Here is a 15,758-nt window from a genome sequence, read left to right on the forward strand (position 1 = left end):
AAGCGGGCTGACAAGCAGCCCGAGAGGCAGCGCATGAAGCCGCGAATGAAGCGGCCTCAGAAGCGGTAGCTGCCGCGCAGCCAGGTGCTGCGCGGCGTTCCGAACATGTAGCCGGACTGGCCGCTCATCCAGATGTAGGTCTTGTCGGTCACGTTCTCGACGTTGAGCGACACGGTCATGCGCGGCGTGAGCTCGTAGCGCGCCAGCAGGCCGATCAGCGTGTAGCCGCCCTGCGTCAGCGGCGTCTTGGAGACGATGTCCATCGAGGTGGCGTTCTGGTAGCTGAGGTTGCCGCCGATGGTCAGCCGGCTCAGCGCGCCGGGCAGGCGGTAGCTGGTCGCCAGGTTGACGGTGCGCGTGGCCAGGTGCGGCGAAAGCGGCGTGCCATCGGCCTTGCGCGGCGTGCCGTAGGCATAACCGGCCATCAGCTGCCAGCCGGTCAGCACCTCGCCGGACATGCTCAGCTCGAAGCCCTCGGTCACCGTGCCGCGCTCGCCGCGGAAAGCCGGCGAGCCATCCGGCTGCAGCGTGCCGGTGGCCACCGGCACGTGGTCCTGCTTGGTGCGGAAGACCGCGACCGCGGTGTTCAGGCGGCCGCCGAAGTGCTCGCCCTTCACGCCTAGCTCGACGTTGCTGCCGCGCTGCGGATCGATCACGTTGCCGCTTTCGTCCTTGGACGTGTTGGGCTGGAAAATCTGCGTGAAGCTGCCGTAGACCGAAAACTCGCCGGTCAGGTCGTAGACCACGCCGGCGTAGGGCGTGACGACCGAGGTCTCCTTGATCGGCACGCCGTCCACCCGCGCGCCGTTGGCCGTGCCGGCCCAGGAACGCTGGTAGGACCGGTTCTCGTAGGAGGTCACCCGCGCGCCCACCAGCAGCGACAGCGCATCGGTCGCCTGCAGGCGCGTGGAGGCATAGGCCGCGCGTTCCTCGGTCTCGGCGTTCTGGCGCAGGCGCGGGTACAGGAAGTCCGGCTTGGCGATCGCACCGAGGTCGAAGACGCCACCCGGGCGGCGATCCAGCCGCGTGCCGGTGTTGAGCGCGCTGTTGTTGGCGATCTCGGTCTCCAGCTTGTTCACGTTGAAGCCGATCACCGCCTGGTGCGTGCGGCCGAACAGCTGGTAGGGGCCCGAGGCGTAGACGTCCAGCGACTTGTTGGTGCCGTCCGCCGGGTTGTCGCTCAGCGAGACGACGCCGATGTTGGTCGCCGCGTTGATCGGGAAGGTGGGCAGCGTGCTCTGCAGGTCGCCGCTGTAGCGCTCGCGCTGGTTCTTGACCCGTGCCACCTCGGCCTTGACCTGCCAGCCGTTGTCGAAGGCGTGCTGCAGGTTGACGAAGACCCGCCGGGTCTCCATGTTCCAGGTGCTCCAGGGCGTGCTGAAGGAGTAGGAACGCGGCACCACCAGCCGCGCGCCGTTGCCGTAGTAGGGCGGGATGTTGCCGAAGTTGGCGCCGTCGATGTCGTTCTTCTGGTACTCGAAGCCGGCGGCCAGCACGGTGCGGGCGCCGAGGTCGGTCTCGACGATGCCGTAGAGCAGGCTGTCCTTGCGGCGCTTGTTGTCGATGAAGGTGTCGCCGCCCGAGTGCGAGGCGACGATGCGGCCGCGCACGCCGCCGCTGGCGGTGAGGCTGCCGCCGATGTCGGCCTGCGCCAAGTAGCGGTTCCAGTTGCCGACGCCGACGGTCACGCTGCCTTCGAACTGCTGCGTCGGGCGCTTGCGCACCAGGTTGACCGAGCCGCCGGGCTGGCCCACGCCATTGAGCAGGCCGGCCGGTCCGCGGATGACCTCGACGCGGTCATACATCGCCATGCTGGTCATGCTGGCCTCGGCCGAGACATTGTTGTAGGCCAACGTCGGGATGCCGTCGACCATCTGGCTCAGCGAGAAGCCGCGCGACGTGAAGTCCACGCGCTCGTCGCGCCGGTTGACGACGATACCGGGCGTCTGGCGCATCACCTCGTTGAGCGTGTCCAGGTTCTGCTCGTCCATCTGCTGGCGGCCGACGACCGTCAGCGACTGCGGCGTCTCCCGCGGCGACAGCGGCATGCGGGTGCCGGCGCCGGTGCTGCGCACCGTGTAGGAGCCGGTGCCCTCGCTGGTGGCAGACCGGCCGCTCACCGATACGGTGGGCAGCGCGGCGCCGGAAGCGGTGCCCGATGCGGCGGCCGAGGCGGCGGTAGCAGGCGCCGCGGCGGAGGCGGCCGCGCTGTCGGTGGGCGCCTCGGCGGCGACGGCCTGCGCCCGCGCGGGCGCGGCGCCGGCGAGCGCGAGGGTGCCGAAGGCGGTGGCCAGGGCCAACGACAGCCGGTGAGGACGGAACAGGGCGAGCGACGGGAACGGGGACATGGCGCGATCCTTCTGAGGATTCATGGTTGTGGCGAACGGGAACGAGGGTGGGCAACGAGGCGCCCGGAACGTGAAAACGCGCGCCGCCACGGATCCCGTGTGGCGGCGCGCGTCGCGGAGAAGGGGCTGGTCGGCGTGGTCGGGTCCTCCGTTCAAGGACCCGGCGGCGGCCGGCACAGGCCGGCTCGCGGCGCCCCGGACCGGCCGCTCATGCGGCCTGCCGGGCGCTGTCCTGCCGCCCGGTCGCGTGGTCCAGGCCGGTCGCGCCGTGCAGCGCGCCGCGGATCTCGCCCGAGCGGATCGCGGTCACCGACAGCAGCGTGTCGCTCAGCCCGTGGGTCAGCTCGCAGGCGCCTTGCAGGAAGACGCTGGGATGGAAGCCGGGCTGCGCGTGCAGCCGGTAGTGGCGGTCCACCTCCCAGTCGCCGAGGTAGGGCGCCAGCGGCGCCAGCAGGCTGCGGTGGCGGTCGCGCTCGTAGCCGGTGGCCAGCACGATCGCGTCGTAGTCCTGCGTGGTCGTGCGCGCGTGGTTCAGGTCGCGCAGCGTCAGGCGCAGGCCGTGCTCGCCGGCCTGCACGCCGGCCACCTCGTGGCGGCGCAGGAAGCGGTGGCGCGGCTCGCCGCTGACGCGCTGGCGGTAGAAGACCTCGAAGATCTGCTGGATCAGCGCCAGGTCCGGCGCCGCGTAGTTGGTGTGCCAGTACTCGTTGAGCAGCTCCTCGCGCTCGCTGCCGGAGCGGCTGAAGACGAAGTCGGTGAAGTCGGCGTTGAAGATCTCGTTGACGAAGGGGCTGTCGTCCGAGGGCTTGATCGAGCGCGCCCGCATCACCAGGTCGACCTGCGGCCGCTGCGGCCGGCCATGCAGGTCCATGAAGATCTCCGCCGCGCTCTGGCCCGCGCCGACGACGGCGATGCGCCGCGCCTGGCCGTGGCCGGCGATGGCCTCCAGGTAGTGGCTGGAGTGGAAGACGCGCGGGTCGTCCTTGAAGGCCTTGAACTCGGCCGGGATCCGCGGTGCGCCACCGACGCCCACCACCAGGTGCCGCGTCAGGCGCTCGCGCACGGCGCCCGCGGCATCGCGCGAGCGCACCCGCAGCAGCTTCACCTCGCCGGCGCGCGGCTCGGGCAGCACCTCGACCACGTCCTCGCCATAGGCGCAGCGGTCCTCGAACTGCGCCGCGGCCCAGGCCAGGTAGTCGTTGAACTCGTGGCGGCTGGGGAAGAAGGTCTTCAGGTTGATGAAGTCCTGCAGCCGGTCCTTCTCATGCAGGTAGTTCAGGAAGGTGAAGCGGCTGGACGGGTTGCGCAGCGTCGCCAGGTCCTTCAGGAAGGAGATCTGCATGTGCGCCTGGTCCAGCAGCATGTTCCTGTGCCAGACGAAACCAGGCTGGCGTTCCACGAACAGCGCGTCCAGCGGCCGGTGCTGCGGGCGCGCGTCGCGACCTTCCTCCAGCGCGATGGCCAGGGCGATGTTGGACGGGCCGAAGCCGATGCCGATCAGGTCATGGATGTGCATGGGTGCCTCAGGATTGGGGAACTGCGAGGGAATGGCCGGAGGACGCGGGCGCATGCGCGTCGACGTCGTCGGGACGCGGGATCCAGAGCGCGTCATCGAAGAAGCGCTCGCGCATCAGCAGGCCCAGCACCGCGCGCTTGTGCGGGAACTGGATCTCCTTGAGCGAGGCGTAACCGCAGCGGTGGAGGCTGCGGATCATCCGGCGGTTGTCGATGCGGGGCTCGATCACCAGGCGCTGGGTGCGGCAGTCGTCGAGGAAGAGGTAATGGGAGACGCCCGGCATCCAGGCGGTCAGGAAGGGCCGGCCGCGCAGCGCCGGCTCGCCCACCAGCACATGCCAGCCGCGGTCGTGGTCGGCGGCGTCGTAGAAGGGCGCGATGCGGTCTTCCTTGGCCCAGTAGGCCTCGACGTAGCAGAACGGCCGCTCGTCCAGGCAGCCGATCAGCCCGATGGTGTGCGGGTCTGCGGCCACGCCGGCGAGGTAGCGGCGGTGGTGCTCCAGGTCGCCGGTCTCCTGCCAGAAGTGCGCGACGGCGGGCTCGTTCATCCATCGGTTCACGGTGGCCAGGTCGCGCTCGACGTCCATCGCGCGCAGGCTGAAGGCCTGGTCCAGCCAGGGGATGTGGCGGCGGTAGACGGTGCCGGTCGGCTTGGGTGGGCGGCGCGGATGGCGGCGGCCATCCTTGCTGAAGACGTACTGGCTGGGCGGCGGGTCGCGCCGGTCGGTCAGCCAGAGGCGGTCCCATTGCCAGAACAGCTCCCGCGACACGGTGGCCGGCTGGCCGGCAGGCTGCAGCGCGATGCCGCCCGCGACCAGCCCCGAGCGGGCCGGCAACGCGCCGCCGAGCGACACGGCGGGCAGGTCCGGGCGCAGCGCGAAGACCGCCTCCAGCGCCGCGGGCAGGTGGAGGTCGAGCAGCGCCGGCGGCGTCCGGCCCAGGCCGTCGCGGGGCTGCAGCAGCGGCAGCGGCGCGGCGGGCTCCAGCATCCAGGCGCTGACCGGCCCGCCGTCCCGCGGCAGCACGCTCAGGTGGGGGCCGTTCATGACGGTCTCGAGCTCCTGGCCCGCGACGCGGCTCAGGATGCGGCCGGCGGCGCGGGAGCCGGCGCTGGCGAGGGAAGGATCGGAGCCGGCGGACAGGGCCGGCGCAGCGATGGACATGGGACTGCCTCGGAAGTGGTCGCGGCGCTCGGCGCGCCGCCGTCTTCCGGTAATGACGTTGGCCGCGCCGATTTGTTCATGCGGGCGGTGCCCGGGGGCGCGGAGCGCCCGGCTCAGCGGAAGGCGTGGGCCAGCGCGGCGGCGGCGTCGGCGCGCAGCGTGGCGGCGTCCTCGACCACGTTTCCGAGCCGGGCGAAGTCATGCACCATGCCGGCGTAAACCTGGACGCGGGTGCGCACGCCGGCGGCCTCCAGCGCCCGCGCGTAGGCCAGGCCCTCGTCGAGCAGCGGGTCGAACTCGGCCAGCGCGAGGTGCGCGGGGGCCAGACCTTGCAGGCTGGCGGCCTGCGAGGGCGCGAAGCGCCAGTCCAGGCGGTCCGCGTCGTCGCGCAGGTACTGGCCGAACATCCATTGCAGGTTGCGCTGTTCCAGCAGGTGGCCGGTGGCCAGCCGGCGATGGGACGGCGTGTCCTGGTGGGCGCTGGCGCAGGGATAGAGCAGCAGCTGCAGCACCGGTTGCGCCAGGCCGGCGTCGCGCGCGGCCAGGGTCAGCGCGGTCGCGAGCGTGCCGCCGACGCTGTCCCCGCCGACGGCGATGCGGGCCGGGTCCAGCCCCAGCGCCACGGCATGGGCGCGCAGCCAGGCCGCGGCGTCCTCGGCATCGTGGAAGGCGGTGGGGAAGCGGTGCTCGGGGGCGCGCCGGTAATCGACGGCGAGGACCGCGCAGGCCGCCTGCCGCGCCAGGTCCCGGCACAGCGAGTCGTGCGAGTCCAGCCCGCCCAGCACGTAACCCCCGCCGTGGAAGAACAACAGGGCCGGCGCGCGAGGCGCCGTGTCGCCGCGGTAGAGCCGGGCGGGCAGGGCGTGGCCGTCGCGGGCGGGCAGCGTCAGCGCCTCGCAGGGCAGGTCGGGGCCGGGCAGGTCCAGTGCCAGCGTCGAGCGGTCGTAGGCGGCGCGGGCCTGCTCGGCGGACAACTCGTGCAGCGCCGGGCCGTCGGCGTTCGCGGCGTTGACCAGGTCGAGGAAGGCTTCCAGATCGGGATGCAGGGGCATGGGAGGGGCGCCGGCGCGGGGCGGATTCGTTGCGGGAAGGGCGCCATCACGCGCCTGCAGGAATGACGTCCGTCCCACGCGTTTGTTCATGAGGACCGCCGCCGGCGCCACCTTTACGCGGCGTGAGCCATGAACAAACCCGCCGCCGGATCGTCTACCCGATAGGACCTCACCCGTCCGCCGCGCCGCTGGCTCGGCGGCTGAAAGACCGCGCTGATGAACACTGCTCCTGGCACCCCGGCTGGCGATCCGCCGGGCCCCGCTCCCGGCAAGGCCGGCGAAGTCTCCGGGCTCCTGAAGCCCTTCCTGCCCTGGCTGGCCTTCTCCGCGGTGACCGGTGTGGCCGCCGGCGCGGCGACGGTGGCGCTGCTGGGCACGATCAACGCGGTGCTGAACCGGCCCGGCGGCATGGCCGGCGGGCTGCTGCTGACCTTCGTGGCGCTGTGCGCGATCGCGCTGGTGGGGCGCGCGGCGTCCAGCATGAGCACCAACCTGGTCGGCCAGCGGCTGGTGGCGCAGGTGCGCAAGAGCCTGGCGCGCAAGATCCTGGCCGCGCCGATCGATGCCCTCGAGCGCTACCGCACCCACCGCCTGATGCCGGTGCTGACCGGCGACGTGGACATGATCAGCGACGCCGCCTTCGTGCTGTCCTCGGCGCTGATCGCGCTGGCGATCACGCTGGGCTGCCTGGGCTACCTGGCCTGGCTGTCACCGGCGCTGTTCGTGCTGCTGCTGGTGGCCCTGGTCGTGGGCGTGGGCGTGCAGACCTGGGCCCAGGCGCGCGGCATCAAGGGCTTCCACAAGGCCCGCGACGCCGAGGAGCAGCTGCACAAGGCCTACCGCGCCATCAGCGACGGCGCCAAGGAACTGCGCATGCACCGCGCGCGCCGCGCCGGCATGTACGGCGGACAGATCGAAGGCACGGTCGACCGCATCCGCGAGATCAACTGGCGCGCGATCAACACCTACGTGCTGGCGACGGCCTTCGGCTCGGCGCTGTTCTTCCTGCTGATCGCGCTGATCCTGGGCTGGGCGGCGCTCAGCACGATGCCGCCGCCGGTGCTCAGCGGCTTCGTGCTGGTGCTGCTGTTCCTGAAGGGCCCGCTGGACCAGATCGCGGCGGCGGTGCCGGGCATCGGCCGGGCGCGGGTGGCCTTCCAGCGCATCGCGGACATGTCGGCGCGCTTCGCGACGCCCGAGCCCTTCCTGGACCTGGACCAGCCCGGCGAGCCGGCCGCGCTGGCCGAGTCGATCGAGCTGCGCGGCGTGCGCTACGGCTTCCCGGCACCCGACGGCGGCGAGGCCTTCGTGCTCGGGCCGGTGGACCTGACGCTGCGGCGCGGGGAGATGGTGTTCGTCGTCGGCGACAACGGCTCGGGCAAGACCACGCTGGTCAAGCTGCTGCTGGGACTGTACGCGCCGCAGCAGGGCCAGGTGCTGGCGGACGGCCGGCCGGTGACCGACCAGACCCGCGACCACTACCGCCAGCTCTACACGACGGTGTTCTCGGACTTCTACCTGTTCGAGGACCTGGCCGCCGAGGCCGGGCAGGGCGGCAGCCTGCCGCAGCGCGCGCTGCCCTACCTGCAGCGGCTGGAGATCGCGCACAAGGTGTCGGTCAAGAACGGCGCGTTCAGCACGGTGGACCTGTCGACCGGCCAGCGCAAGCGCCTGGCGCTGGTGCATGCCTACCTGGAAGGTCGCCCGGTGCTGGTCTTCGACGAGTGGGCGGCCGACCAGGATCCGACCTTCCGCCACCTGTTCTACACGGAGCTGCTGCCGGAGCTGCGCGACAAGGGCCACCTGCTGATCGTGGTCTCGCACGACGACCGCTACTTCCACCTGGCCGATCGCGTGATCCGCATGGCCAACGGCCGGATCGTCGAGGGCGCGGCGCCCGCGTCCCGGGCGGAACGCGCGGCCGCGGCGGCCTGAACCCGAACTTGAGCCTCAGCCCTGCGCCAGCGCCTGGACCTGGGCGGTGCTCAGCGCGCCGCCGTAGATCCGGAAGTCCTGCAGCCGGCCGTTGAAGTAGGGGTCCTGCCCGTACTGCGCGCGGCCGAGCCAGTTCTGCGTCGTGTCCCCGAGCTGGTAGGGCGCCAGGTCCATCGTCGTGATCGACGCGGCCACCGTGCCGTCGACGTGCAGGGTGCAGGTGCGGTCCTTGAGCGTCATCGCCAGATGCACCCAGCGGCCCTTGGCCAGCGGGCCGGTCGAGACCGTCTGCTCGCCGAAGTAGCTGGTGTTGGTCACGCTGACCCGCATCGTGTCGTTGCTCACCAGCAGCGTCAGATAGGTGATGTCGCTCGAGCCGAAGTCGAAGACGCGGGCGTTGCCCTTGTTCACGCCGTTCCACCAGACCCAGCCGGCGATGGTGACGTCGCCGACACCGGCCAGCACGCCTGTGGGCAGCGCCAGGTGGCCCGAGGCGCCGTCCAGCGCCAGCGCCTTCGTGCCGGCCTTGCGGCCGTCGCCCCAGGAGGCGCCGCCGACCAGCGTGCCGTTGCGCTGGCGTCCGCCGACGTCGCGCGCCGTCGTGCCCTGGCCGTCGTCCAGCGGCAGGCTCAGCAGCAGCGGGGCGCCCAGGTCCACGGTCGAGGTGGCCGAGGTCGACAGCACCGCGCCGGCGCCGTCCAGCGCGCGGACCTGGTACTGCCACCGGCCTTGCGACACCGCGCTGTCCGTCCAGGTAGGCAGGCCGCCGGCGTTCACGCGGGTGAGTTCGGTGTAGGTGGAGGAGCCGGCCGGCGCGCGCATCACCGCATGGGCCGCCGCATCCGCGCTGCCCCACCACGAGAGCTGGATCGCGCCGCCGCGCACGATCGCCTGCAGCCCGGCGGGCGGGACGCGCGTCACGTCCGCGTCGCGCGAGAAGGTCAGCGTGCCGAAGCTCAGGTCGTCGCCGAGCCAGGTGTTGCCCTCGGGCCGCAGCTGCGCGGCCAGCGCGCTGACCCACGGCGCGGCCAGGCCCTTGCGCTTGACGTAATGGTTGTAGATCGGCTCCCAGCATGGGCGGCCGTTCGGCCGGCCGCCGTCGGACACCGCGGTGAAGGTGCCCTGGCGGTTGATGTAGAGGTAGAAGGGCAGCGTGTAGAAGGCGCCGGCGGCGTCCTTCAGGTTGGACTTGGCGACGTACTCCGCGCCGGCCAGCAGCCGGTTGTCGTCCTCGCCGTAGAGGTCGTCGCCCTGGTTCCAGGCCATCTCGCACAGGTAGCCGGCCATGCCCAGGCTGAGCGTCGCGTGGCCCTGGTCGCGGCCGCTTTCCTGCCACTGGCCCATGTGGCCGGGATGGCGCGCGTAGACCATGTGGCGCGAGGCGCCGTTGCCGCGGCCGCGGTGGAAGTAGTCCAGCGCCTCCTGGTAGACGTCGGCCCGGTCGGCGAAGACGCCCACGGCCAGCATGCCCACCAGGCACACCAGGTCCCAGTTGGCCCAGTGGTTGGTGACGTTGGAGCCGTTGTGGTCCTTCAGGAAGCTGCTCTGCAGCGGATAGAAATGCTTCAGCAGCCATTGCTGGCAGGCGGCCCGGTCGGTCGCGCTCCAGCCGCTGTAGGTGCGCAGGATCTCGGCCGCGTTGGCCCACTGGTAGCCGTAGATGCCGGCGGCGAGGAAGCGGTCGCCGTTGCCGGTCAGCGTGGTCATCGTGCTCACCCACGCGTTGACGTAACGCACGGCCTGGTCGGCATAGGCGGGGTCGTTGGTGACCTTCCAGCGCAGCGCCAGCTGGTAGGCGCGCTGCACGTCCTCGACCATGGCGCGGAAATTCTCGCCGTCGCCGCCGCGAATCGCGGTGACGACCGGTTGCGGATCGCGTCCCAGCTGCGCGCGGCTACTCGAGGTCAGCGCGCGAAGGCCGCTCACCCAGGGCTCGCGACCGGCCGCGAGCTGCGTGCGCATGCGGGTGAAGTCGGCCTCGGTGTGCAGCAGGCCGGGGTGGGTGAAGACGCGCGCGGTCGCGGTGCCGCCGGTGGTCGTGCCACCGGTGCTGCCGCTGGTGGTGCCACCGGTCGGCGTCGACGCGCCGCCGGTGCTCTCGGCCGAGACGGCCTCGTTGGCACCGCCGCCGCCCGAGCCGCAGGCCGACAGGCCCAGCGCCGAGCCGCCGGTCACGAGGGCCCGGCGCATCCATTGGCGGCGGGTGCTGGTCGACGCGAGCCACGCGTCAAAGTCGAAATTCATCACGGTGGGGCCTGCGTCGGATGAGGAAGGGAGGGCGGCGGAGCGGCGCTCGCGAGCGCGTGGCGCATCTTGGCCGGACACCGTTGTCATCGCCTCAACCGTTGCACTCTGTGACCGCTGCCCGTCGGCATCGCACAACACCCGGCCCCCGGGCCGGGCCGGGGCGGTGCGGGCCGGAGAGCTCACCAACTCATCACGAAACGATCACAGCCCGGTCGCGTCCGCCGTGCTTGGCGTCGTAGAGCGCCGCATCGGCGCGCGCGACCAGCGCCTCCAGCGACTCGTCGCAGGCCGGCGGTACGCCCACCACGCCGGCGCTGCAGGTCGCGGCCAGCGGCGTGCCGGTGCCGATGTCGAAGGGCTGGTCGCCGATGCAGCGCTGCAGGGCCTGCGCGCGGCGCCGGCCTTGCTCCTGCGCCATCGACAGGCCGGGCAGCACCAGCAGGAATTCCTCGCCGCCCCAGCGGCCGATCGCGTCGTAGTCGCGCATCGTGGCCTTGAGCCGCAGCACCAGTTGCGTCAGCACCGCGTCGCCGGCGGGATGGCCGTGGGTGTCGTTGATGCGCTTGAAGTGGTCGATGTCGATCAGCATCAGCGTCACCGCCGCGTCGCCGCGGCGGGCCCGCGCGATCTCCCGGGCGGCCAGGTCGGTGATGGCGCGCCGGTTCATCGCGCCGGTCAGGCCGTCGGTCAGCGCGAGGGTGCGCATCTGCTCGTAGGACGCCTTGAGCTCGGCCGTGCGCCGCCCGACGAGGCCTTCCAGCTCGCGCTGGCGCCGCACCCAGGCGCGCACCCGCCAGCGATGCGCCAGCGCGATCAGCGCCACCGCCAGCGCGCCGGCTGCCGCCAGCGCCCAGGCGCTGCGCCACCAGGGCGGCCGGATCTCGAAGGGCAGCGCGGCGAGCTCGGACACCAGGCCGAGGTCGATGTTCTCCACCCGGGCCTCGAAGACGTAGCGACCGCCGGGCAGCGCGGGGAAGACGACGTCCTCGTGCGCCGTGGTGCGCCATTGCTCGTCCAGGCCGCGCAGCCGGTAGCGCACCTGCTGCGTGGCGCGGTTCCGGAATACCGGCGCGGCCCAGGCGATCTCCAGCGCGCCGGCGGACCAGTCCGCCGTCCAGGCGCGATCCAGCGGCATCGACACCTGATCGCGCGTCACGCGGGTGAGGTGCAGGGCAACGCGCGCCGGGTCGAGCAGCCGCTCGGGCGCGATCACCTGCGTCGCGCCGCGGCTGGTGCCGATCCAGATGTCGCCGGCGGCGTCCTCGACCAGCGCGTTCTGGTTGCAGTCGTTCCAGCCCAGGCCGTTGCTGTCGTCGAAACGGCGCCAGGGGCCGCCGTTCCAGACCAGCACGCCGTCGTCCGTCGTCACCCACAGCCAGCCGCGACGGTCGGACAGCAGCGCCATCACCGTGCGGCGGCCGAGGACCTCGCCCGGCTGCAGCGCGTCGGCGCGCCACGCGTCGCCGACGCCGGCATCGCTGCCGTTGCCGGCGCCGCGGTCGTCGACGGTGCTCGCCACCCGCCAGAGCCGGTGGTCCCGCGAGGCGACCCACAGCGTGCCGTCGCGGCCGCAGGTGACCTTCTCTATCGACAGGCCGTCGGGCAGCCCGGCGATGGCGGGCGTCGTCATGCCGTGGGCCTCGTCATGCGCGATCAGCCCGGCCGACGTGGCGAACCAGGTGCGCCGCTGGGGCGAGGTGCAGGCCGAGAAGACGGCCAGGGACTTCGCGCGGTCGGCCGCCATGCCCGGCGCCGGCACCACCCGGGGCGGCGTTCCAGTGGCCCCGCTGGCGGGCGGCACGAAGAACAGGCCCCTGTCGGCGCCCACCCACATCCCGCCGCCCAGCGCCGGCTGCAGCACGAACACCAGCGGCAGCCCCTTGGCCACGCGCTGCCACGCTTCGCCGGCCCGTCGCCGGAACAGCTCGCCGGAGTAGGTCGCCATCCACAGCTGGCCCGCCTCGTCCCGCGCCAGGCCCCCGACCTGATCGCTCGTCCCGCCGGGCGTCCGGACGTCCACCCTTCCGCTGTCCGGATCCAGCAGGGCCGCGCCGTTGCCGGTGCCCAGCCACATCCGTCCGGGCGCCTCCTCCAGGAAGGTCCAGAGGTCGTCGCTCGGCACGCCCTGGCGCCGGGTCCACTGGCGCCAGTGCTCGTAGCCGCGCCAGTGCACGAGCCCGTGACCGGCCGTGCCCAGCCACAGGTCGTGGTCGCGGTCCTGCAGGATCGCGTGCACGCCGCTGCCGACGTCCAGGCCGTGCTCGGCGCCGAAGCGCGTCCAGCGGCCCGTCTGCCAGCGCAGCACGCCGTCGTCGCTCGAGGTGAGGACGCGGCCCTGTGCGTCCTCCGCCAGCGGCAGGTGCAGCCGCACGGTGCTGTCGCCCAGGCGCGACGGCGTGAGGTCCTCGAAGCGATCCGTGGTCGGCGCCTGGCGCGCGACCTGCGTCTGGCCGCGTGCCCACAGGGCGCCGTCGCGCGTGCGCAGCAGGTCGCCCCAGCGCGCCGGCTTCAAGCCTTCGCGCTCGCCGAACCGGGTCAGCGCGCCGTCCCGCCAGCGGCACAGCGCCCGGCCACAGCCCAGCCACCAGCTGCCATCCGGCTCCACCAGCACCGCGTGGATGTCGGCCAGCGACGGCTCCCGGTCCCGCAGCGCCTGCGCGAAGGCCGGCGCGGCGCGCCAGCCGCTGCCGTCCCGGCGCAGCGCGTACAGCCCGTCCATTGCCGCCACCAGCGCGCCGCCGTCGGCCGTGGCGGCGATGGTCCGATGACCCTGGCGCACGGAGAGCGCGGGGCCGCCGGCGTCGATCACCTCCAGCCCCTGGGGCCCCAGGCGGGCGACACCGCTGATCATCCCGACCCACACGCCGCCGCGACCGTCCGGCGCCAGCGAGCTGACGTGGCGGTTGACGAGCGACAGGTCGGGCGCGTCGATGCGGGTGATGCGGGCGCCGTCGTGGCGATAGAGACCGTTCTCGGTGCCGATGACCAGGCGGCCGTCGGGCAGCTGGACCATGGCGGTGACGGAGAGATTGGAGAGTCCGTCCGACTGCGTGTGCGTGGTCAGCGCCAGGTCTTGCGCCGGGGCCGTGGCGACCAGTGCACCCGCCAGCAGGCCCGCGAGGATCCAGCGGGCGAACCGGATCGGCGCGGATCGGCGCGGAGCGGGCGAGGCGAGTGGGGCGAGCGTGGCGGAAGAGGGCATCGGTGGACACGAGGACCGGCGATCAGCCAAGGCGCCGCGGCGGTTCGCGACGCACGTTCAGCTCCGGAGGATAGCGGGCAGGCGGGCGCTCATCGCACCGTGTGGCACCGGGCGCTGATCGCGAGGGCCGGGCGTGAGACTTTCTGCCTCGAAAGCCGCGCTAGCGGCTCGCGGCCGCTTCGTCAATCCTCCCTGAAGTGCGATGTGTCGATCGTGTTGCACTCCGATACAGTGCTTCACTCGAGTCCGCCGCCGAGCGAGCACTTCGTGAGCAATCTCACAGGGCGCGGACTGCCTAGGGCAAAACCGGCGCGAGCCGGCGACGCAAAGCTTCCGGTCTCCCGCCGGCATCCCTCCGATGCCGTGGCGCGAGATAGCGGGGTTGCCGGACGGCTCCGCGCCAGTCCGTGATGCATTGCCGTCTTCCCGGCTGCCTTGGGTTCAGAAAAACAACGCCCAACAGGCAGGCAAGGGATGCAGCAGGACAAGAACAAGCGGGCGCACGCGCGCCCGGCCGCCGGCGTGCCGGCAGTGGCGATGGTGGCGCTGGCCGCGGCGCTCGCCGCCGGCGTGGAAACCGCCTGGGGCCAGGCCTTGCCGCCGGGCACGGTCGACCCCGACGCGCAACGCCAGCTCCAGCAACAGCGCGAGGCGCAGCAGCGCCAGTCGCTGGAGCGCGAACCCGACGTGCGCCTGCGCGCCAGCCCGCCCCCGGCACGTCAACGCCTGCGCGACGACGAGTCGCCCTGTTTCCTCATCACCCGGATCGAGCTGGACGGCGTCGAGGGCCAGCCCCGCATGGCCCGCCAGATCCGCGCGCTGGACGGCCCGCAGGGCGACGACGCCCCGATCGGCCGCTGCCTGGGCGCCACCGGCGTGGCCACGCTGGTCACGCGGCTGCAGGACGCGCTGATCGAGGAAGGCTTCATCACCACGCGCGTGCTGGCCGCGCCCCAGGACCTGTCCACCGGCGTGCTGCGCCTGACCGTGGTGCCGGGACGCGTCCACGCGATCCGCGTGCGCGAGGGCAGTTCCCCGCAGGTGCGGCTGGCCAACGCGCTGCCGGTCAAGCCCGGCGACGTGCTCAACCTGCGCGACATGGAGCAGGCGCTGGAGAACCTGCAGCGCGTGCCCGGCGCGCAGGCCGACATCCAGGTCGAACCCGCCCGCGACACGGTCGAGCCCGGCTACAGCGACCTCGCCGTCAGCTACCAGGGCGGGCGCCAATGGCGCTGGCAGGTGTCGCTGGACGACAGCGGCAGCGAGGCCACCGGCCGCTATCCGCTGGCGCTGACCGCCTCGCTGGACCATGCGCTGACGCTCAACGACCTCTTCTATGTGACGCTGAACCGCGACGCCGACTGGCTCGCGCGCCGCGTCGACGAGCGCGACGGTCCGCACAAGGGCACTGGCGGCCACGTGCTGCACTACTCGCTGCCCTGGGGCCACGCGCTGCTGAGCGTGACCTTCAGCCGCAGCGGCTACCGCCAGGTCGTCATCGGTGCGAACCAGACCTATGTCTACCGCGGCGCCAGCAGCAACGGCGAACTCAAGCTGACCCGCATGCTCTGGCGCGATGGCCAGTACAAGTTCAGCGGTTTCGTGAAACTGTTCGGCCGCGGCTCGCGCAACTACATCGACGACACCGAGGTCGAGGTGCAGCGCCGGCGCACCGGCGGCTGGGAAGCCGGCCTCAACCTCAAGCGCCAGGCTGGCGGCGTCGGCAGCGAGGCCGAGTTCAGCCTCAAGCGCGGCACCGGTGCCTTCCACGCGCTGGAGGCGCCCGAGGAGGCCTTCGGCGAGGCCGACTCGCGCGTGAAGCTGCTGCAGGGCAGCGTGAGTGTCAACGGCGCGCTGCCGCTGGGCGCCCGTCAGCTGCAGCTGAGCAGCTCGCTGCGCGGCCAGCTCGCGCTGAACCGCCTGACGCCGCAGGACCGCTTCTCCATCGGCGGCCGCTACACGGTGCGCGGCTTCGGCAGCGATGCCTCCCTGTCCGCCGACGACGGCCTGCTTTGGCGCAACGAGGCCGAGCTGCCGCTGAGCGCGCCGCAGGGCTCGCCGGCGGTGTCGATGTACCTGGGCGTGGACGCCGGCCTGGTCGGCGGCAACGGCGCGGAACGCCTGGCCGGACGCCACCTGACCGGCGCCGTCATCGGCTCGCGCCTGCGCACGCAGGGCTTCTCGCTCGATGTCTTCGCCGGCGCGCCGCTGTGGCAGCCCGCGCGCTTCCCGGCGGCCCGCGTCGTCGCGGGCTTCAGCCTGACCTATTCCCGTTGATGCCTTTCCGTTGATGCCC

Annotated in this window: 8 protein-coding genes and 1 riboswitch; of the genes, 2 read left to right on the forward strand and 6 right to left on the reverse strand. The window is 72.5% G+C overall.

The annotated features are described in order from the left end of the window. Window positions 1–56 precede the first annotated feature (56 nt). The 4 genes from FHT37_RS05910 to FHT37_RS05925 form a co-directional block, all read right to left on the reverse strand. Window positions 57–2,348 carry a TonB-dependent siderophore receptor gene (locus tag FHT37_RS05910; RefSeq protein ID WP_183479443.1) on the reverse strand — a complete coding sequence of 764 codons (2,292 nt, stop codon included), beginning with the start codon at window positions 2,346–2,348 and terminating at the stop codon, window positions 57–59. A gap of 208 nt (window positions 2,349–2,556) precedes the next feature. Continuing rightward, a complete protein-coding gene (locus FHT37_RS05915) occupies window positions 2,557–3,864 on the reverse strand; it encodes a lysine N(6)-hydroxylase/L-ornithine N(5)-oxygenase family protein (protein WP_183479445.1) in 1,308 nt (435 codons plus the stop codon). A gap of 7 nt (window positions 3,865–3,871) precedes the next feature. Beyond that, the gene (locus tag FHT37_RS05920) at window positions 3,872–5,026 is read right to left on the reverse strand and encodes a GNAT family N-acetyltransferase (protein ID WP_221210961.1); all 1,155 of its coding nucleotides are present in this window, start codon (window positions 5,024–5,026) and stop codon (window positions 3,872–3,874) included. A 113-nt stretch (window positions 5,027–5,139) separates the two neighbouring features. Beyond that, window positions 5,140–6,078, reverse strand: a complete 939-nt coding sequence (locus tag FHT37_RS05925) for an alpha/beta hydrolase (protein WP_183479447.1) — start codon at window positions 6,076–6,078, stop codon at window positions 5,140–5,142. Between the two features lie 216 nt (window positions 6,079–6,294). Between FHT37_RS05925 and FHT37_RS05930 the strand changes: the two genes are divergently transcribed. Further along, the gene (locus FHT37_RS05930; protein WP_183479449.1) at window positions 6,295–8,013 is read left to right on the forward strand and encodes a cyclic peptide export ABC transporter; all 1,719 of its coding nucleotides are present in this window, start codon (window positions 6,295–6,297) and stop codon (window positions 8,011–8,013) included. Window positions 8,014–8,028: 15 nt separating this feature from the next. Here FHT37_RS05930 and FHT37_RS05935 read toward each other — a convergent pair whose 3' ends face one another. Both FHT37_RS05935 and FHT37_RS05940 read right to left on the reverse strand, forming a co-directional pair. Then, window positions 8,029–10,257, reverse strand: coding sequence for a LamG-like jellyroll fold domain-containing protein (locus FHT37_RS05935; protein ID WP_255489500.1), 2,229 nt, complete (start codon window positions 10,255–10,257; stop codon window positions 8,029–8,031). Window positions 10,258–10,450: 193 nt separating this feature from the next. Further along, complete coding sequence (locus FHT37_RS05940) at window positions 10,451–13,462, reverse strand: ligand-binding sensor domain-containing diguanylate cyclase (RefSeq protein ID WP_183479451.1); 3,012 nt, start codon at window positions 13,460–13,462, stop codon at window positions 10,451–10,453. Window positions 13,463–13,751: 289 nt separating this feature from the next. Further along, a riboswitch (cyclic di-GMP riboswitch) is annotated at window positions 13,752–13,852 on the forward strand. 84 nt (window positions 13,853–13,936) lie between these two features. Here FHT37_RS05940 and FHT37_RS05945 point away from each other — a divergent pair. Then, a complete protein-coding gene (locus FHT37_RS05945; RefSeq protein ID WP_183479453.1) occupies window positions 13,937–15,739 on the forward strand; it encodes a ShlB/FhaC/HecB family hemolysin secretion/activation protein in 1,803 nt (600 codons plus the stop codon). Window positions 15,740–15,758: the final 19 nt, after the last annotated feature.

The sequence above is a fragment of the Mitsuaria sp. BK037 genome, from assembly GCF_014193045.1.
In the GTDB taxonomy this organism is placed as follows: Bacteria; Pseudomonadota; Gammaproteobacteria; order Burkholderiales; family Burkholderiaceae_C; genus Roseateles.